Here is a 17651-nt window from a genome sequence, read left to right on the forward strand (position 1 = left end):
GTAAACCCGGGGTTGCACGCCGGTGTGCGCGGGCGCTTTTCCTTTTGTTGGCGGCTGCGCGCGCCCTCAGGGACGGGCCAGGGCCAGCACGATCTCGAACACGATCAGCACCACGATCGCCAGTTCCAGCAGCTCCGCGCGCCGGCTGGACGCCTCGTCGTACAGCGCGGTGTAGGTGTCGCGGATGATCGAAAGCTTGCGGTCGACCGCATCGCTCAGCCGGGGCACGCGGAACAGGTCCAGAGCGGCGCCGTAGATCCGGGCGAGGTAGACGTCCTCGGTCACCTGCAGCGAATTCTCCACACGCTCGGTGAGCTCGGTAACCTCCGCGACCAGCCCGTACAGGCTGCGCGCGAGGCGGGCAGCGCGCCGCGACGCCAGCAGCGAGAGGCCGCCGCGGGCATTGGCGACCAGGTCGTACATGGTGACCAGCTCGGCGTCGAGCAGTTCGTCGTAGTAGCGCATCTCCAGCAGCTGCGCATTGGCGATCTCGATGATGTCCACGACGTCCGAGCCGCGGCGCGGCTCGTACAGGAAAGCGCGGTCCCAGGTGAGCACCACCAGGTCGTCCTCGAAATACGAATACGCCTGCTCGGTGATCGCCGCGGCCTCCTGCGTGGACAACGCCCGGGTCTCGCCCGACAGCAGGGCGGCGAGGTTGGCCTGCGCGCGGATCTCGGTGCCGCTCATCGGCGCGGCGAAGTCATGCACGATCGCGAAGAGGTAATCCTCCTCAAGATGCTGGGTGGCGGGTCGATGCAGCGCCGGGCCGATGATGCCCAGCACCGTGCGCAGTGCGTCGCGCCAGACCCCGGCGCCGTCGCCGGTGGCACGGTCGAGCGCGTTGAAGCGCAACGAGAATTCCGACCAGGTCATGTCGGCGACCGGGATCTGCAGGGCGATCACGATCGCGCCGAAGTCGTAGACGCGTACGCTCAGCTGCGCCTCGACCATGGCGCCATCCAGTTCCACTTCGACCGGTGGCATCGTCAGCAGGCTCGGCGGAACGCCGAAGGTGAGCTCGTTCGCGGCCACGGTCGCCAGGCGCGTGCGGCGGCTTTCGCGCCCCTGATGGGCGAGCCACAGCGCCTCCGCGCGGGCAAGGTCGATCTCGTTGGCGACGTCCAGCAGGCGGTGCGCGACCAGGGCGCCGGCGCGGACGTGCAGGGCGGCTGGCATGCGGGGCTCCGCGATCGCGATGGCCCAGTGGAAACCGGCCGCCGTGAGGAATGCGTTGACGCGCCTTTCACCCTCGCGCAACAGCAAACCCGGCCCCGCGCAAACAAGAAGGCCCAGCGGCGACGAGAGATGAATTCCCGCGGCTGAGCCTTCCGTGCCGGATCGATGCGACGGTCCTCGGTCCGTAACGCCGTTCCAGCGGGGCGAAGGTACCTCTATCCATGTTATGGCCGGGTCAATCGGGCCAGTTCGCATCGCGTACGCTGGGGCGTGCCCGTCGATCCGCGCGATCCCGCTTCCGTTCGCACGCTCAGCCGCGCCCGCTGCTTCGTGTACGTCGCGCCATGCGCGCATGAGGATCTGCTCAAGCTCGGCCATTCGCGCGACCCGCTGCGGCGTTTCCAGTCGCTGCATCGACGCTGGTTCGAGTTCTTCGCACCCGAGCGGATTGCGCTGGTGGAGGCGGACACGGTGCGCGAGGCGCGCGCGATCGAACTGGCGCTCAAGCACCAGCTGGCGGACTGGAATGCGCCGGTGCCGCTGACGGTGGCCAGGGAGGCCGGTGGCCACGGCGAGTGGTATCGCGGTGCCAGCGCGCAGCTGGAGCGCGCCGTCAGCGACCTGGAGCGGCAGGGCCATCGGGTCCACGTGCCGGCGCTGGCTTGGTTGCGCGACGCCCTGCAGGCGCGGAGCGACCTGCTGTACGCGTGGACGGAGTCCGCACTGTCGGTGGACGAACTGGAACTGCGTGCGGGTACGACGCCGGCCCAACGGATCGTGCGCGATGTGCTCGACGCATACCCCGCGCTGGGCATCCCACTGGAAGAGCACTTGCCGCCTTCCGCGTGGCGCTGGTACGAGGCCGGCGGCGGCCTGCTCTGACGGGCTTTTTCGCGATGATTCACGCCCCAGCGCTTATCCTTGCCGGCGAGCGACTCGTGGAGAAATTTCCATGGCAACCGGCTGGGCAGGCGATGGCGCCGTGCAGGACCAGATCGACGCGACCATCAAGGACGCGATCAAGCGCGCGCGCAGCCAGTTGCCCAGCGGGCCTGGCCTGACGCATTGCGAGGAATGCGACACCGAAATCCCCGAGGCGCGCCGCAAGGCCGTGCCCGGCGTGCGCCTGTGCGTCCCGTGCCAGCAGGCACGCGACGAGGAGGCCGGATTCAGCGGCTACAACCGCCGCGGCAGCAAGGACAGCCAGCTGCGCTAGGGATGCCATCGATGGAATCGGGCCCGACCGGCTGGCGTGCATGGCTGGCGGCCTTGCTCGGTGCGCGGCGTACCGATGTCCCGCCGCACCTGCGCAAGCCGCTGGTCCGCAAACGCGGCAAGACCACGGAACTGCAGTTCGTGCGCGGCGTTTCGCAGAGCCAGATGGTCACGCGCGACCCCGACCGGCTGCTGATCGACTACACCCGCACCATGCTTGGCGCGCTGGTGTTCACGCCGCGGCCGCGCCGCATCGGCATGGTCGGTCTCGGCGGCGGATCGCAGGCCAAGTATTGCTATCGCCATCTGCCCGAGGCGCGGATCGAGGTGGTCGAGAACAACCCGCACGTTCTGGCCCTGCGCCGCCGCTTCCACGTGCCCGACGACGATGCGCGCTTCCAGGTGTTCCTCGACGACGGAGCCCGGTTCCTGCACGAGCGCCGCGGCCGCTATGACCTGCTGCTGGTCGACGGCTACGACGAGACCGGCATCCCCGCAGCCTTGTCGACCCAGGGCTTCTACGACGATTGCCGGGCGGCCTTGGGCGAGGGCGGCGCCATGGCCGCCAACCTCTACTCCCACGATGCCGTGGCGCACGTGCAGCGCCTGCAGCGCGCATTCGGCGCATCGAACGTGTTGGTGATCGAGGAGCCACGGCAGAGCAATCGCGTGGCGTTCGCATGGACCGGCCGGGGCTGGGGCAATGGGGATGCCGCGCTCTCGGCGCTGGCGCAGCGCGACCTGGCGCCGGTGTTCGCCACCGTGCGCGCTGCGCTCGCCACGCGTTAGATCCGGCTGACGCGGAACTTGCGTCCCTTGATCTTTCCCGCCTGCAAGCGCGCCAGCGCCTTGTCGGCCTGGTTGCGCTTGATCGCGACGTAACTGCGGGTGGCGAAGACATCGATCTTGCCGATTGCGTCGACCGGCAGCCCGGCGTCGCCGGTGATCGCGCCGACGATGTCGCCCGGGCGCAGCTTGTCGGTGCGGCCGGCATCGATGCGCAGGGTCACGCTCGAGGCCGCCGGGGCCGAACGCGGGCGCAGGGTCGCCAGCGTCGGGCGCTCCCAGCGGATGGTGATGCCCAGTTGCTGCGCCAGCGCGGTCGAACGCGGCAACTCGCGCGGCGTGCACAGCGTCAGGGCAATGCCCGTGCGGCCCGCGCGGCCCGTGCGGCCGATACGGTGCACGTAGGTATCGGCATCGTTGGGTACGTCGTAGTTGATCACCGCGCCTAGGTCGTGGATGTCCAGGCCGCGCGCGGCGACATCGCTGGCCACCAGCACGTTGCAGCTGCGGTTGGCGAAGCGCACCAGCACTTCGTCGCGGTCGCGCTGTTCCATGTCGCCGTGCAGGGCCAGCGCGGAATACCCCAGGTGGGCAAGAGACGCCGCCACTTCATCGATGTCCCGTTTCATGTTGCAGAACACCACGGCCGATTCCGAGCCGTACTGCATCAGCAGGCCGGCCAGGGCCGCGGGCTTCTGCGCGGGGTCGACGTCGAAGAAGCGCTGGTCGATCGCCGCCTGCTGCTGCGCGCCCTCGACGGTGACCTCGAGGGGGTCGCGCATGATGTTCCCGGCGATCGCGCGGATCGCGTCCGGGTAGGTCGCCGAGAACAACAACGTCTGCCGGGACGAGGGCGTCTTGCCGACGATTTCGCGGATCGGCTCCTCGAAGCCCATGTCGAGCATGCGGTCGGCCTCGTCGAGCACGAGCACGCTGACATCGCGCAGGTCCAGTGCGCGCTTGCGCAGCAGTTCCTGCACCCGCCCCGGCGTGCCGACCACGACGTGCGGCGCATGCTGGGCGAGCGACGCCAGTTGCGGCCCCAGGGCGACGCCACCGGTCAGCGTCAGGAGCTTGACGTTGGGAATGCCGGTGGCCAGCTTGCGGATGTGCTTGCTCACCTGGTCGGCGAGCTCACGCGTCGGGCAGAGCACCAGCGCCTGCAACCGCACCTGGGCGACGTCGATGCGATGGAGCAGGGCGAGGCCGAACGCGGCGGTCTTGCCGCTGCCCGTAGGGGCCTGGGCGATGAGGTCGCGGCCTTCGATCAGTGCCGGCAGGCTCTGCGCCTGCACCGGGGTCATCTGCACGTGGCCGAGCGCGTCCAGGCCCTGGAACAGGGCGGGATTGAGCGGCAAGTCGGTAAATTCAGTCATGCGCCATGATACGCACCCGCGCCGCCCGGGCTTCGCGCGGCCTTTCTTTGCGCGGTCCTAGACTGCGCGCGTCGCATCCGGGACATCGCAATGAACGCGGTATTCCCTGCCACCGTCGGCCGCGCCCTGATCCTGGGCCTGGCGCTTGCGGGCGCCAGTTCGGCCTGCAGCCAGACGAGGACGCATGCCATGTCGATGCAGCTGAGCTCACCGGCGTTTGCCGCCAACGCGGCCATGCCCGCGCGCCACACCTGCCAGGGCGGCGATGTGTCACCGGCCCTGCAATGGACCGGCGTCCCGGAACAGGCACGCAGCCTGGCGCTGATCGTCGACGATCCGGACGCGCCGGATCCGGCCGCGCCGCAGCGTACCTGGGTGCATTGGGTGCTCTACAACCTGCCGGCGACGGCCACCGGCTTGCCGGAAGGCACGAACACCGCGCAGTTGCCGGCGGGCACGCGCGAAGGCAGGAACGACTGGCAGCGCACAGGCTACGGCGGTCCCTGTCCGCCGAAGGGGCGCCATCGCTACTTCCACAAGCTCTACGCCCTGGACATCGCGCTGCCGGACCTGCACCAGCCCGACAAGGCCGCGCTGCTCAAGGCGATGGAAGGCCACGTGGTCGCGCAGGCGGAGCTGGTTGGCACCTACCAGAAGCGCTAGCTCCCGTATCCTCGCGGCATCGTCGCTACCCTCGAACCGGATGACGCCGCTGCCGCTTCCCCAGGACCTGTTGGATGCCGTGCAGGCGGCGTACGCCGAGCCGCCGCGCGCGTACCACAACTATGCGCACGTGCAGGAAGTGCTGCGCCATTACCAGGAAGTCGCGCACGGCCCGGGCTGGAACCAGCCCGAGGAAGTGCGCCTGGCCGTGCTCTACCACGACGCGATCTACGAGGCGGGGCGCAAGGACAACGAGGCGCGTTCGGCGCAGCTCGCGATCGAGCACATCGCGCGCTGGCTGCCCGATCGCGGCATCGATGCCGCACGCGTGGCCGAGCTGATCAACCTCACGGCACGCCACGGTGCGCTCGCGCCGCAGGACGTGGATCGCGACGCATCGCTGTTCCTGGATTGCGACATGGCGATCCTCGCCGCCGATCCCGCGGCCTTCGCCGCCTACGACCGCGGCATCGCCGCCGAATACCGCGGGCAGGTACCGGGCTGGTTGTTCAAGCTCAACCGGCGCCGCTTCCTCAAGGCCCTGCTGGGCAAGGAGCGGATCTTCCTCAGCGACTGGTTCCACCAGCGCCTGGATGCGCAGGCGCGGATCAACTTGCGGCGAGCAGTGACGGAGAAGCGCTGATGGGCGCCTCGATCCTGGTTGGAAGGCTGCGCGTGGGGGCATGGGTTTCCCTCGCGTTCCTGATCCTCCTCCCGTCGTGCCGCCCCGCCGCCGAGTCCTCGCCGCCCACGGCCGAGGCCCCGCGCGCGCCGATGGTAGAGGGCGTCATCGTGACCGCCCTGTCCAGTGCGGAAGTCGATCCAGCGGCCTCCGCCCAAGAGGGTGACGCCGCCACCTGCCGGCAGTGGACATGGACAGGTCCGCAGGCGGAAGCCTTGATCGCCCTGAGTCGCGAGGTCGATGCACGGGCCTATCGGCAGCGCCAGCGCGGCACCTCGCCCTGCAGGGTCGGTGGACTTGTGCGCAGGGAGGGGCGAACGTGGCAGTTCACCATCAACGCCGCCGGCCAGGTGGTGTTGAAGCGCGGCAATCAAGTGAAATACCTCGATTGCGATGCGCCGGCGTGCAGGTCCCTGGTTACGCGGGTGCCCGCGCGGTCGCCGGCCCGGTAGTCACGCCGCCTCTGCCGCCGCATGCGCCGAGGCCCACGCCCACTGGAAGTTGTAGCCGCCCAGCCAGCCGGTCACGTCGACCACCTCGCCGATGAAGTACAGGCCCGGTACGTGCTTGGACTGCATCGTGGACGAGGACAATCCGTCGGTGTCGACGCCGCCGAGCGTGACCTCCGCGGTGCGGTAGCCCTCGGTGCCGCTGGCGACCAGCGGGAACGATGCGAGCACGCTGGCCATTTCCCGCAGCTGCGGTTCGTTGAACTGCTTCATCGGCCGGTTCGGCAACCAGTGTTCGCACAGGCGCTGGGCGAAGCGCTTGGGCAGCAGGTCGCCCAGCACGGTCTTGAGTTCGGCCGATGCGCGTTCGTGGCGCAGGCGCTGCAGCGTGTCGAACGCATCCATGCCCGGCAGCAGGTCCAGGCGCAGGTCGTCGCCCGGTTGCCAGAACGAGGAGATCTGCAGGATCGCGGGCCCGCTCACGCCGCGATGGGTGACGAGCAGGTAATTGGAGAACGACTTGCGGTTGCAACGCGCCTCCACCGGGAACGCCACGCCGCTCAGGTCCTGCAGCCGTTCCTGGTGCTTGCCGCTGAGGGTGAGCGGCACCAGGCCGGCGCGCGTGGGCATCACGTCGTGTCCGAACTGGCGTGCCAGCTCGTAGCCGAAACCGGTCGCGCCCATGCTCGGGATCGACAGCCCGCCACTGGCCACCACCAGCGCCGGGGCGGTGAACACGCCGCGCGTGCTGTGCAGGTGGAAACTGCCGCTGTCACCATGGACCACGCGCTCGATGCTGCAGGAGATTTCGATGCGCACGCCGGCGTCCGCGCATTCGTCCAGCAGCATCTTCACGATCAGCTTGGACGATTCGTCGCAGAACAGCTGCCCGAGTTCCTTCTCGTGGTAGGCGATGCCGTGGCGCTCGACCATCTCGACGAAGTGCGCGGGTGTGTAGCGGGCGAGGGCCGACTTGCAGAAGTGCGGATTCGCCGACAGGTAGTTCGCGGGCGAGGCGCCGGTATTGGTGAAATTGCAGCGCCCGCCGCCGGACATCAGGATCTTCTTGCCCACGCGCTTGGCGTGCTCGACCAGGAGCACCCGCTTGCCGAGTCGGCCGGCGGTGAGCGCGCACATGAGGCCTGCCGCACCGCCGCCGATGATGAGGACGTCGACGGCAGCGGCGGAAGCAGGTGGGTGCGTGGGCATGGAGTCAGTGCGGACGGGGCAGCTTCGGCGCCCGTCGTCCCTTGGATCTATTCGACGTCGGCCAACAGGCGCTTCGCCGCCGCGCGGGCTTCGCGCGTCATCTCCACGCCACCCAGCATGCGTGCGAGTTCTTCCTCGCGCTGCTTCGCGTCCAGCGACTGCACGGCGCTCTGGGTGACGCCTTCGCTCGCCGCCTTGCTGACCCGGTAATGCGCGTGGCCTTGGGCCGCCACCTGGGGCAGGTGGGTGACGCAGAGGACCTGCCGGGACGCGCCCAGCGCCCGCAGCTTCTGGCCGACGATCTCGGCCACGCCGCCGCCGATGCCCGAATCGACTTCGTCGAACACCATCGTCGGCACGGCGTCCAGGCCCAGCGCCGCGACCTCGATCGCCAACGAGATGCGCGACAGTTCGCCGCCGGACGCGACCTTGCGCAGGGGCCTGGCCGGCTGGCCGAGGTTCGCGGCGACCAGGAATTCGGCCCGCTCGTTGCCCTGCGGGTCCGGACGTTCGGCCTCGAGCGGCTCGAGCGCGACTTCGAAGCGGCCGCCGCCCATGCCCAGTTCGTCGATCAGCGCGGTCGTGTCCCGCGACAGCGCACCGGCGGCATCGCGGCGCCTGGCGCCCAGGGCATCGGCTGCCTTGCGCCACAGGGCTCGTGCTTGGGCGATCTCGTCGTCGAGGCGCTGCAGGCGTTCGTCGGCGCCGCGCAGGCGATCAAGTTCCTCGGCGATCGCATCGCGCTGGGCGGCGAGCTGCTCGGCCGGGACGCGATGCTTGCGCGAAAGTTCGTGGATGCGGCCGAGCCGGCGTTCCAGCTGGGCGAACGCATCGGGATCGACGTCGAGGTCGCTGCGCACCCGGTCCAGCAGGGCCAGCGCCTCGTCGACCTGGATCGCGGCGTTGTCGAGCATGGCGTCGACGTCGTTGAGGCGCGGCTCGTGCTCGGCTACCCGCTGCAGCTCGCCGCGCACATGGTGCAGGGCCCGGGTCAGCGACGGTCCCTCGTCCCCGCCCAGCTGCGCGACCGCGCCGTCGCAGGCGGCGATCAGGCCCGCGGCGTGGGCATGGCGACGGTGGTCGACCTGCAGTTTCGCCAACGAATCGGCGTCGAGAGTCTCGCGGTCGAGTTCGGCGAACTGGTGCTCCAGCCAGCCGATGCGATCGGAGACGTCGCCCTGGGCAAGCAGGATGTCGCGCTCGCGCAGCAGCTCGCTCCAGCGCCTGGCGGCAGCCGCGACCTCGGACAGCTCGCGATCGTTGCGCCCGTACGCGTCGAGCAGGGCCAGCTGGCTGGAGCGGGCGAGCAGCGCCTGGTGCTCGTGCTGCCCATGGATCTCAACCAGCAATCCGGCCAGCTCGGTGAGCTGGGTGACGGTCGCCGGTCGCCCATTGATCCAGGCGCGCGACCCGCCATCGGCGCGGATCACGCGGCGGATCTGGCAACTGCGGTCGCCACTGCCCTCGTCGAGGTCGTTCTCGTGCAGCCAGGCGAGGGCCGGCGATGCGTCGTCGAGGGCGAACACGGCGGTGAGCTCCGCCCGTTCGGCGCCGTGCCGGACCACGCCGCTGTCGGCGCGCAGGCCGGACAAGAGTCCGAGCGCGTCGACCAGCAGCGACTTGCCCGCGCCGGTCTCGCCTGAAATGACGGTGAGCCCGCGGCCGAAATCCAGCTCGGCGCTGCGGACGACGGCGAAATCCTTGATGACGAGTTGGGAGAGCATGGGCGGATTGTAAGCGGGGGTGATTGCGGAATTCGCAGGGGGCGGCCGGTCGCTCCTTCTAGCCGCGCTGCGTCTCACAAACCGAAACTGGTGGCTCCGGCGGCTTGCGCCGGCCCCGGTGCGGCTTTATATCCCGGGCATGAGCCGACACCCCGCCGACCTCGCCAGCCTCGACCCGCGCGCGCGGCACCTGCTGCGAACGCTGATCGGGCGCTACATCCAGAGCGGGGAACCGGTGGGCTCGCAGACCCTGGCCCGGCATGCCGGCCTCGACGTCAGCGCCGCGACGATCCGCAACATCCTTGCCGACCTGGAAGAGATCGGCCTGCTGAGCGCGCCGCATACCTCGGCCGGACGCATTCCGACCGCGCAGGGCTATCGCCTGTTCGTGGATTCGCTGCTGCAGGTCCGGCCCTTGCCGGAAGGCGAGATGGCCCGGCTGCGCAGCGAACTGCCGGCCGGCTCCGGCACCCAGGCATTGCTGGGCAGCGCATCGGAGCTGCTGTCGGCGATGACCCACTTCGTCGGCGTCGTGAGCGTGCCGCGGCGCGAGCAGTTCGCCTTCCGCCGCATCGAGTTCGTCCCGTTGGATGCGCAGCGCGTGCTTGCGATCCTGATATTTGCCGACAACGAGGTGCAGAACCGGATCATCCAGACCCGGCGCCCCTACGACTCTGGCGAGCTCGAACGGGTTGCCAACTACCTCAACGCGCATTTCGCCGGACGCACCCTCACGGACATCCGCGCCCACCTGCTGCGCGAACTGCACAACGCGCGCGACGAGATGGAGATGCTGCTGGCGCAGTCGGTGGAGTTGGCCGAGCAGGCCCTCGCGCCCAGCAATGACGACATGGTGCTTGCGGGGCAGACCCGCTTGATGGGCGTGCAGGAACTCTCCGACCTGGACCGCCTGCGCGAGCTGTTCGAAGCCTTTGCCCGCAAGCGCGAGATCCTGCAGTTGCTCGAGCGCACCGTGCGCGCACCGGGAGTGCGCATCTTCATCGGCGAGGAAACCGGCCTGGCCCCCCTGGAGGGCATGTCGCTCGTCACCGCCCCGTACGCGGCCGGGGGCCAGGTCCTGGGCGTGCTCGGCGTGATCGGCCCCAGCCGCATGGCCTACGACCGCGTGATCCCCGTCGTCCAGGCCGCCGCCGAGGCGCTGGGTGCGGCAATCCAGCCCGACCGCCACGCCTGATCCCGTCCCTCCCGCGTGAAGGCGCGCTTGAATCGGCGCGGCCGTGGCCCCATTGCAGCCCAGTGCGCACTTCGCGCAAGGCAGAGCCACGGCCACGATGACGACCGAACCAATGCAAGAGACCGCCAACGACAGCACCGACAAGAACCTCAACGACCCCAACCCCCAGGCGGCGGAACTGGAGGCGTTGAGGACCGAGGTGGCGCGGCTGCGCGAGGACGCGCTGCGCGAACGCGCCGAACTCGACAACCAGCGCAAGCGGCTGGCGCGGGACATCGAGATGGCGCGCAAGTTCGCCAACGAGCGCCTGCTCGGCGACCTGCTGCCGGTGATCGACAGCCTCGAGGCGGGCCTGGCGGTGAAGGCCGATACGGCGCAGCACCTGCGCGACGGCATGGAGCTCACGCTGCGGCAGCTGCTCAAGGTCGCCACGGACAACGGCCTGGTCGCGGTGGACCCGGCCGGTCAGCCCTTCAATCCGGAACACCACCAGGCCATGAGCATGGTCGAGGGTGACGGCCACGCGCCCGGCCACGTGGTGCAGGTCTACCAGAAGGGATGGCTGCTGAACGAGCGCCTGCTGCGTCCGGCGCTGGTGACCGTCAGCAAGCACGACTGAGCGGCGCCGCGGGGACGGCCAGTCTGCGACAGGGCCGCAGCCCGCCATGGCATCGAGACACGAGCTGTTTCCAGCGCTTGAACTGGTAGCCCTGCAGCCCCAGATAGCGCACATCGGGCGGCCCATGCCGCCAACACCACAAAAGTCAGATCCGCGAGGAAACACCAATGGCAAAGATCATCGGCATCGACCTGGGCACGACTAACTCGTGCGTTGCGGTCATGGAAGGCGGCAAGGCCCGCGTCATCGAGAACGCCGAAGGCGACCGCACCACGCCGTCGATCGTGGCGTTCACCAAGGACGGCGAAGTCCTGGTAGGCGCTTCGGCCAAGCGCCAGGCCGTGACCAATCCGAAGAACACCTTCTACGCGGTGAAGCGCCTGATCGGCCGCAAGTTCACCGACGCCGAGGTGCAGAAGGACATCGGCCTCGTCCCGTACAAGATCACCCAGCATGAAAACGGCGACGCGTGGGTGGAAACCGCCGACGGCAAGAAGATGGCGCCGCAGCAGATCTCGGCCGAGGTGCTGGCCAAGATGAAGAAGACGGCCGAAGCCTACCTGGGCGAAACCGTCACCGAAGCCGTCATCACCGTCCCGGCGTACTTCAACGACAGCCAGCGCCAGGCGACCAAGGACGCGGGCAAGATCGCGGGCCTCGACGTCAAGCGCATCATCAACGAACCGACCGCGGCCGCGCTAGCCTACGGCATGGACAAGAAGGGCGGCGACCGCAAGGTGGCCGTGTACGACCTCGGCGGCGGCACCTTCGACGTGTCGATCATCGAGATCGCCTCGGTCGACGGGGAAATGCAGGTCGAAGTGCTTTCGACCAACGGTGACACCTTCCTTGGCGGCGAAGACTTCGACAAGCGCGTCATCGACTACCTCGTCGACGAATTCAACAAGGACCAGGGCATCGACCTGCGCAAGGACCCGCTGGCCCTGCAGCGCCTGAAGGACGCGGCCGAGCGCGCCAAGATCGAGCTGTCCTCGGCCCAGCAGACGGAAGTGAACCTGCCCTACGTCACCGCGGATGCCTCCGGTCCCAAGCACCTGAACATCAAGCTGACCCGCGCCAAGCTGGAAGCCCTCGTCGACGACCTGGTCAAGAAGACCATCGAGCCGTGCCGCATCGCGCTGAACGACGCCGGCCTGCGCGCCAGCGAGATCAGCGAAGTGATCCTGGTCGGCGGCCAGACCCGCATGCCGAAGGTGCAGCAGGCCGTCACCGATTTCTTCGGCAAGGAACCGCGCAAGGACGTCAACCCGGACGAGGCCGTCGCTGTCGGCGCGGCGATCCAGGGCGGCGTGCTGCAAGGCGACGTCAAGGACGTGCTGCTGCTGGACGTGACGCCGCTGTCGCTGGGCATCGAGACCCTGGGTGGCGTGTTCACCAAGATCATCGAGAAGAACACCACGGTGCCGACCAAGGCCTCGCAGGTGTTCTCCACTGCCGAGGACAACCAGTCCGCCGTGACCGTGCACGTGCTCCAGGGTGAGCGCGAGCAGGCCCGCTACAACAAGTCGCTGGCCCGCTTCGACCTCTCCGGCATCGAGCCGGCCCCGCGCGGCATGCCGCAGGTCGAGGTGTCGTTCGACATCGACGCCAACGGCATCGTGCACGTGACCGCCAAGGACAAGAAGACCGGCAAGGAGCAGAAGGTCGAGATCAAGGCCGGCTCGGGCCTGTCCGAGGACGAAATCGCGAAGATGGTGCAGGACGCCGAAGCGCATCGCGAAGAGGACAAGAAGTTCCACGAGCTGGTGCAGGCCCGCAACCACGCCGATGGCCTCATCCACGCCGCGCGCAGCGCGATCAAGGAGCACGGCGAAAAGGTGCCGGGCGACGTGATCGGGCGCGCCGAGGGCGCGATCGCCGAACTCGAAACCGCCATGCGCGGCGACGACAAGGGCCAGATCGACGCCAAGTCGAAGGTGCTGGAAGAAGCCGCGCAGTCGCTGTTCGCGGCCGCTTCCGCCGGCCAGGCCGGCCCGGACATGGGCGCCGGCGCCCCGGGTGGTTCGTCGTCGGACGATGTTGTCGACGCCGAGTTCACCGAGGTCAAGGACGACAAGAAGTCCTGAGGCCGATGCGGTAGGCGATGATCAAAGCGACGGGCAGGCCGGGGCCTGCCCGTCGATGTTTGGAAGCACTGGGGAACGACGGCAGCACCGATGAGCAAGCGCGACTACTACGAAGTACTGGGCGTGGCCCGCGACGCCAGCGAAGAAGACCTGAAGAAGGCCTATCGGCGCTGCGCGATGAAATACCACCCGGACCGGAATCCGGGCGACCACGCCGCCGAGGCTTCGTTCAAGGAGTGCAAGGAGGCCTACGAGGTGCTGTCCGATGCCTCCAAGCGCCGCATGTACGACCAGCATGGCCATGCCGCATTCGAACACGGCATGGGCGGTGGCGGTGGCGCGGGCGCGGGTGCGTACGCCGACATGGGCGACATCTTCGGTGACATCTTCGGCAACATCTTCGGCGGAGGCGCTGGCGCGCGCGGTCCGCGCCGCGGTGCCGACATTGGCTACGTGATGGAGCTGTCGCTGGAAGAGGCGGTCGGCGGCGTCGACAAGGAAATCGAGATTCCCACGCTGGACGAATGCGATACGTGCAAGGGCACGGGTTCGTCCGACGGCAAGCTGGAGAACTGCGGTACGTGCCACGGTCGCGGCCAGGTGAGGTTCCAGCGCGGCATCTTCTCGATGCAGCAGACCTGCCCGCATTGCGGCGGTCGCGGCAAGATCATCACAAGCCCCTGCGGCGACTGCCACGGGCAGGGCCGCATCGAGCGCACCAAGCGCCTGCAGGTCAAGATTCCCGCGGGTGTGGACAGTGGCGACCGCATCCGCCTGGCGGGCGAGGGCGAGGCCGGACCGGCGGGCGCGCCTCCAGGCGATCTCTACGTCGAGGTTCGCGTCCGTCCGCACGAGATCTTCGAGCGCGATGGCGACGACCTGCATTGCGACGTGCCGATCCGTATCTCGCAAGCGGCCCTCGGCGACATCGTGCGCGTGCCCACCCTCGACGGCGAGGTGGAGCTGCGCATTCCCGCCGAAACCCAGACCGGCAAGCAGTTCCGCCTGCGCGACCGCGGCGTGAAATCGGTGCGCAGTCGCGCGCCCGGTGACCTGTACTGCCGGGTGGTAGTGGAGACACCGGTAAACCTGACCCTCGAGCAGCGCGAGCTGCTGGAGAAGTTCGAGGCGACCTTCGTCGGTGACGGCGCGCGCAAGCACTCGCCGCGCTCGTCGACCTTCATCGATGGCGTGAAAGGCTTCTGGGATCGGATGACTTCCTGACCGCCGCCTTCCGCTGAAGCACCGACCGTCAGTGGCGGCGGGATTCGGCCGGCGCCTGCCGATGTCGGCTGGGCAGGAAACGCGCGACGCGCTAGCCTGCGCGCATGAATGGACCTCTCCGCATCCTCATCCATGGCGCCTCGGGTCGAATGGGCCAGGCGCTGCTCCGGCTCGCCGGCGAACGCCCGGATCTCCAGGTCGTGGCCGCCGTGTCCCGCCGGGTCGAATCCCGCGTGATCGACGGCGTGCCGCGGTTCGCCTCGGGTGAACTGGGCGGCGTGCCGGCCTTCGACGTCGCCATCGACTTCAGCCTGCCCGAAGGCTTCGACGGCATTCTGGATGCCTGCCGTTCCCGCGGCGCCGCACTGGTGTCGGGAACGACCGGCCTCTCGCCGGGGCAACAGGAAGCCCTGCATTCGGCTGCGTCCAGCATTGCGATCCTGTGGTCCGCGAATTTCAGCCTGGGCGTTGCCGTGTTGAATGACCTGGTCGAGCGGGCCGCGGCGGCATTGGCGGGCTGGGACTGCGACATCGTCGAATCGCACCACGTCCACAAGCAGGACGCGCCGTCCGGGACCGCGCTCGCGCTGGGCGCGTCAGCCGAGCGGGGCGGGGCACGGCCGCGCTACGCCTCGCTGCGCGCTGGCGACATCGTCGGCGAGCACCTGGTCCAGTTCACCTCGCTGGGCGAGCGGATCGAGTTGGTCCATCGCGCCACCAACCGCGATATCTTCGCGCGGGGCGCACTGCACGCGGCTTCGCGGCTGGCCGGGCGGACCCCCGGCGAGTACCGGCTGCGAGACCTGCTGGACTGACGGTGGCAGCAGGCGGAGTGTGACCGATGGCACATTCCGGATCTTGCGCCTGTCCGCCGACAGGCGGCGGAAGAGAGCTTCTTGAACTGCGTCACCATGCCGTCTAACTGGGTCGATAGGATGTCGGCTGAACCGGGGGAAAATGCATGACGATGCAGGGAGATTCATTCCCGGCAGGAAGCCGAGATCCACAGCTGCTGTTGGCCGCAATGCAGCGCATCAGCCAAGAACAATTGGGCCAGGCGCTCGAACGCATCCTGCGCCGCGCCGACGACTACCTGTTCGATAGCAGCAGCAACGGCGCGGGCGCCGAACTCACCGCGCTGCGCGACCTCCGCCGGGCGCGTACCCAGATCGCGCAGCGTTTCGATCAGTCCATCGCCGGCGGCTTCCGCAAACTGCAGGAAGCGCCCATGGCGTTGCGCGCGGTCGATGCCGCATCCCTGAGCCTCGTGACGGACGAGGCCCTCGAGGAGCAATTGGCCACCGAGCAGGTGGTCGACGGCCTTACCCGCTACCACGCCCCGGCGTTGGAGCTGCTGGACAAGCGCCTGGCCGCGCTGACCGAACGGCCGATGCTCACGGCGCGCGAGAATCCTATCGGTCCCAAGTTCCTGGCCGAGTCCCTCGGCAACGCGCTGATCGCGCTGGACGTCAGCACGAGTGTGCGGATCGTCCTCTACAAGTTCTTCGAACGCGAACTTTCCACGGCGCTGGCGCCGCTGTACGACCGGTTGAATTCGGGAATGGTGGCCGCGGGAATCCTGCCGCACATCAAGCCGACCAAGCGGGCCGAGCCGTTGCCGCATCCGAACCAGCCCGCCGATGCGCCGGCTGCCGACCCGGCCACGGTCGCCGTCGCGAACGCCGTCGCCACGCAGTTCGGGATGACCGGTCCCGGCGATCAGGCGATGTTTTCCAGCCTGCTGGGCCTGCTGCAGAGCTGGCGACAGGCCATGCATCCGACACGGGTAACCGAAGCCGGCCCGAGCATGAGCACCAACGACATGATGACGGTGCTCTCGCTGCTGCAGCGCGAGCCACCCAGGCTCCAGGACGGCGGTTCGGGCGATTCGCGCATCCCGCTCGCCGAACAGTTGCGCCGCGATGTGCTGTCCAGTGCCAAGCGCCTGGGTATGGGCGGTGACAACCTGACGCTTTCGAACGTGGACGAGGATGCGGTCGACCTGGTCGGGATGCTGTTCGACGTGTTGCTCGATGAGCGTCATTTCGAAGCGGACGTCCGCGGCAAGATCAACCGTTTGCTGGTCCCGTACATCAAGGTCGCGGTCAAGGATCGCCGCCTGTTCCTGTACAAGGCGCACCCCGCGCGTCGCCTGCTCAATGTCGTGGCGGAAGCCAGCGAGGGCAACCGCGGCGAGAGCCCGCAGGAGCGCGAGCTCATGGCGCGGGTCGACGGCACGATCAACCGCCTAGTTGCCGAGTTCAACGAAGACATCGCGATCTTCGAGACGCTGGAACAGGAACTGCGATCGTTCCTGGAGCAGCATCGCAAGCGCGTCGAGGTGACGGAGCGACGCACCGCGGAAGCCCAGCGCGGCAAGGAGCGGCTCGAACAGGCGCGCGAAGGCGTATCCGTGGATTTGGCCATAAGCCGCGACACGCGCGAGCTGCCGCCGGCGCTGGACGTCTTCATCAACCAGTACACGGCGCACCACCTCACCCAGGTGGTGCTGCGCGAAGGCAAGGATTCACCCCGCTACAACGACGCAATCAATGCGGTGACCTCGCTCCTGGTCAGCTTCGACCACGCCGAACTGGGTGTCCCGTACGACCGCTTGCCGGAACTGCCGCGCCCGGTGCTCGGTTCGATACTTGAAAGCTCCGGCATTCACGGCCAGGCCGCGGACGAGGTGCTCGCCGCGCTCGTGCGTACGCTCCGGCGCGTTTCCGCTGGCGAGAGCGTGGTCGAGATCGCCGAACAGCTTCCGGCCTCGCCGGTTCCGGTCGCGCCCGAGCCGCCGGCCGCGGACGCCATCCAGCTCGTTGCCGGGAAAGATGGCCTCGATTTCGACCCCGCCGAGGCCGAGCGCATGCGGGCGCTCGAGGTAGGCACCTGGGTTCAGCTGACCAGCGAAAGCGGGCGGGTCGAACCGGCCAAGGTGTCCTGGGTCAGTCCCATCTCGGCGCGCCTGCTGTTCGTGAACCGGCGCGGCATCCGCGTACTGGTGGCATCCGCGGAGGAACTGGCGGCGATGGCACGGCTTGGTCGAGTGCAGCTGCGCGAGGCCGATACCGCCTTCGATGACGCCATGCACCACGTGATGGGCAAGCTCAAGGCGACTGTCGTGCCGGACGGCAGCGCCGCAGCGGCCGGACCGGCGTCCGAAAGCGCCACGGCCTGAACCCGGTTCACGTGGCGTCGCAGCGCGAAATTCGCGCTGGCGTAATCATGTCCGCGCCGCTA

16 protein-coding genes are annotated in these 17651 nt (G+C 68.6%); 12 read left to right on the forward strand and 4 right to left on the reverse strand.

The genetic code is table 11. From position 1 onward, the window contains the following. Window positions 1-66 precede the first annotated feature (66 nt). Window positions 67-1179 carry a hypothetical protein gene (locus tag BP05_RS02525; RefSeq protein ID WP_496360108.1) on the reverse strand — a complete coding sequence of 371 codons (1113 nt, stop codon included), beginning with the start codon at window positions 1177-1179 and terminating at the stop codon, window positions 67-69. A gap of 270 nt (window positions 1180-1449) precedes the next feature. Between BP05_RS02525 and BP05_RS02530 the strand changes: the two genes are divergently transcribed. The 3 genes from BP05_RS02530 to BP05_RS02540 all read left to right on the forward strand — a co-directional run bounded on the left by BP05_RS02530 (window position 1450) and on the right by BP05_RS02540 (window position 3183). Beyond that, on the forward strand, window positions 1450-2061 hold the full coding sequence (locus BP05_RS02530) for a GIY-YIG nuclease family protein (RefSeq protein ID WP_496360110.1): 612 nt from the start codon (window positions 1450-1452) through the stop codon (window positions 2059-2061). A gap of 70 nt (window positions 2062-2131) precedes the next feature. After that, complete coding sequence (locus BP05_RS02535; protein WP_496360112.1) at window positions 2132-2395, forward strand: DksA/TraR family C4-type zinc finger protein; 264 nt, start codon at window positions 2132-2134, stop codon at window positions 2393-2395. Between the two features lie 11 nt (window positions 2396-2406). After that, window positions 2407-3183 (forward strand): fused MFS/spermidine synthase, encoded by a 777-nt coding sequence (locus BP05_RS02540; RefSeq protein ID WP_496360114.1) that lies wholly within the window; start codon window positions 2407-2409, stop codon window positions 3181-3183. Here BP05_RS02540 and dbpA read toward each other — a convergent pair. Next, complete coding sequence (gene dbpA, locus BP05_RS02545; protein ID WP_496360116.1) at window positions 3180-4556, reverse strand: ATP-dependent RNA helicase DbpA; 1377 nt, start codon at window positions 4554-4556, stop codon at window positions 3180-3182. The two genes, BP05_RS02540 and dbpA, sit on opposite strands and share 4 nt — an antisense overlap. Before the next feature lie 90 nt (window positions 4557-4646). Here dbpA and BP05_RS02550 point away from each other — a divergent pair, with 90 nt between their 5' ends. From BP05_RS02550 to BP05_RS02560, 3 genes are read left to right on the forward strand one after another with little or no spacing between them, the layout of a single operon-like run. Next, window positions 4647-5219 carry a YbhB/YbcL family Raf kinase inhibitor-like protein gene (locus tag BP05_RS02550; protein WP_496360118.1) on the forward strand — a complete coding sequence of 191 codons (573 nt, stop codon included), beginning with the start codon at window positions 4647-4649 and terminating at the stop codon, window positions 5217-5219. A gap of 40 nt (window positions 5220-5259) precedes the next feature. Further along, window positions 5260-5862 (forward strand): HD domain-containing protein, encoded by a 603-nt coding sequence (locus tag BP05_RS02555; RefSeq protein ID WP_496360120.1) that lies wholly within the window; start codon window positions 5260-5262, stop codon window positions 5860-5862. Continuing rightward, window positions 5862-6353, forward strand: a complete 492-nt coding sequence (locus BP05_RS02560; RefSeq protein WP_496360121.1) for a hypothetical protein — start codon at window positions 5862-5864, stop codon at window positions 6351-6353. Before BP05_RS02555 ends, BP05_RS02560 begins: the two co-directional genes overlap by 1 nt. Here BP05_RS02560 and BP05_RS02565 read toward each other — a convergent pair whose 3' ends face one another. Together BP05_RS02565 and recN are read right to left on the reverse strand one after the other, a co-directional pair. Next, a complete protein-coding gene (locus tag BP05_RS02565; RefSeq protein ID WP_496360123.1) occupies window positions 6354-7559 on the reverse strand; it encodes a BaiN/RdsA family NAD(P)/FAD-dependent oxidoreductase in 1206 nt (401 codons plus the stop codon). It lies immediately after the preceding gene. 47 nt (window positions 7560-7606) lie between these two features. Then, entirely contained in the window at window positions 7607-9283 is a 1677-nt protein-coding gene (gene recN / locus BP05_RS02570) for a DNA repair protein RecN (RefSeq protein WP_496360125.1), read from the reverse strand. A gap of 139 nt (window positions 9284-9422) precedes the next feature. Between recN and hrcA the strand changes: the two genes are divergently transcribed. The 6 genes from hrcA (at window position 9423) to BP05_RS02600 (ending at window position 17589) form a co-directional block, all read left to right on the forward strand. After that, window positions 9423-10478, forward strand: coding sequence for a heat-inducible transcriptional repressor HrcA (hrcA, locus tag BP05_RS02575; protein WP_496360127.1), 1056 nt, complete (start codon window positions 9423-9425; stop codon window positions 10476-10478). A 112-nt stretch (window positions 10479-10590) separates the two neighbouring features. After that, window positions 10591-11097, forward strand: coding sequence for a nucleotide exchange factor GrpE (gene grpE / locus BP05_RS02580; RefSeq protein WP_496360129.1), 507 nt, complete (start codon window positions 10591-10593; stop codon window positions 11095-11097). 167 nt (window positions 11098-11264) lie between these two features. After that, window positions 11265-13184 (forward strand): molecular chaperone DnaK, encoded by a 1920-nt coding sequence (gene dnaK / locus BP05_RS02585; RefSeq protein WP_496360131.1) that lies wholly within the window; start codon window positions 11265-11267, stop codon window positions 13182-13184. Window positions 13185-13274: 90 nt separating this feature from the next. Then, the gene (dnaJ, locus tag BP05_RS02590; RefSeq protein ID WP_496360133.1) at window positions 13275-14408 is read left to right on the forward strand and encodes a molecular chaperone DnaJ; all 1134 of its coding nucleotides are present in this window, start codon (window positions 13275-13277) and stop codon (window positions 14406-14408) included. 104 nt (window positions 14409-14512) lie between these two features. After that, the gene (gene dapB, locus BP05_RS02595; RefSeq protein WP_496360135.1) at window positions 14513-15223 is read left to right on the forward strand and encodes a 4-hydroxy-tetrahydrodipicolinate reductase; all 711 of its coding nucleotides are present in this window, start codon (window positions 14513-14515) and stop codon (window positions 15221-15223) included. Window positions 15224-15375: 152 nt separating this feature from the next. Beyond that, window positions 15376-17589 carry a DUF1631 family protein gene (locus BP05_RS02600; RefSeq protein WP_496360137.1) on the forward strand — a complete coding sequence of 738 codons (2214 nt, stop codon included), beginning with the start codon at window positions 15376-15378 and terminating at the stop codon, window positions 17587-17589. Window positions 17590-17651: the final 62 nt, after the last annotated feature.

This window comes from Lysobacter oryzae DSM 21044, from assembly GCF_059568595.1.

Bases quoted from the DNA above. Each gene is read 5' to 3' on its own strand.
- BP05_RS02525 (WP_496360108.1), bottom strand. From the start codon at position 1,179: ATGCCAGCCGCCCTGCACGTCCGCGCCGGCGCCCTGGTCGCGCACCGC.
- BP05_RS02535 (WP_496360112.1), top strand. From the start codon at position 2,132: ATGGCAACCGGCTGGGCAGGCGATGGCGCCGTGCAGGACCAGATCGAC.
- BP05_RS02540 (WP_496360114.1), top strand. From the start codon at position 2,407: ATGGAATCGGGCCCGACCGGCTGGCGTGCATGGCTGGCGGCCTTGCTC.
- dbpA (WP_496360116.1), bottom strand. From the start codon at position 4,556: ATGACTGAATTTACCGACTTGCCGCTCAATCCCGCCCTGTTCCAGGGC.
- BP05_RS02550 (WP_496360118.1), top strand. From the start codon at position 4,647: ATGAACGCGGTATTCCCTGCCACCGTCGGCCGCGCCCTGATCCTGGGC.
- BP05_RS02555 (WP_496360120.1), top strand. From the start codon at position 5,260: ATGACGCCGCTGCCGCTTCCCCAGGACCTGTTGGATGCCGTGCAGGCG.
- BP05_RS02560 (WP_496360121.1), top strand. From the start codon at position 5,862: ATGGGCGCCTCGATCCTGGTTGGAAGGCTGCGCGTGGGGGCATGGGTT.
- BP05_RS02565 (WP_496360123.1), bottom strand. From the start codon at position 7,559: ATGCCCACGCACCCACCTGCTTCCGCCGCTGCCGTCGACGTCCTCATC.
- recN (WP_496360125.1), bottom strand. From the start codon at position 9,283: ATGCTCTCCCAACTCGTCATCAAGGATTTCGCCGTCGTCCGCAGCGCC.
- hrcA (WP_496360127.1), top strand. From the start codon at position 9,423: ATGAGCCGACACCCCGCCGACCTCGCCAGCCTCGACCCGCGCGCGCGG.
- grpE (WP_496360129.1), top strand. From the start codon at position 10,591: ATGCAAGAGACCGCCAACGACAGCACCGACAAGAACCTCAACGACCCC.
- dnaK (WP_496360131.1), top strand. From the start codon at position 11,265: ATGGCAAAGATCATCGGCATCGACCTGGGCACGACTAACTCGTGCGTT.
- dnaJ (WP_496360133.1), top strand. From the start codon at position 13,275: ATGAGCAAGCGCGACTACTACGAAGTACTGGGCGTGGCCCGCGACGCC.
- dapB (WP_496360135.1), top strand. From the start codon at position 14,513: ATGAATGGACCTCTCCGCATCCTCATCCATGGCGCCTCGGGTCGAATG.
- BP05_RS02600 (WP_496360137.1), top strand. From the start codon at position 15,376: ATGCAGGGAGATTCATTCCCGGCAGGAAGCCGAGATCCACAGCTGCTG.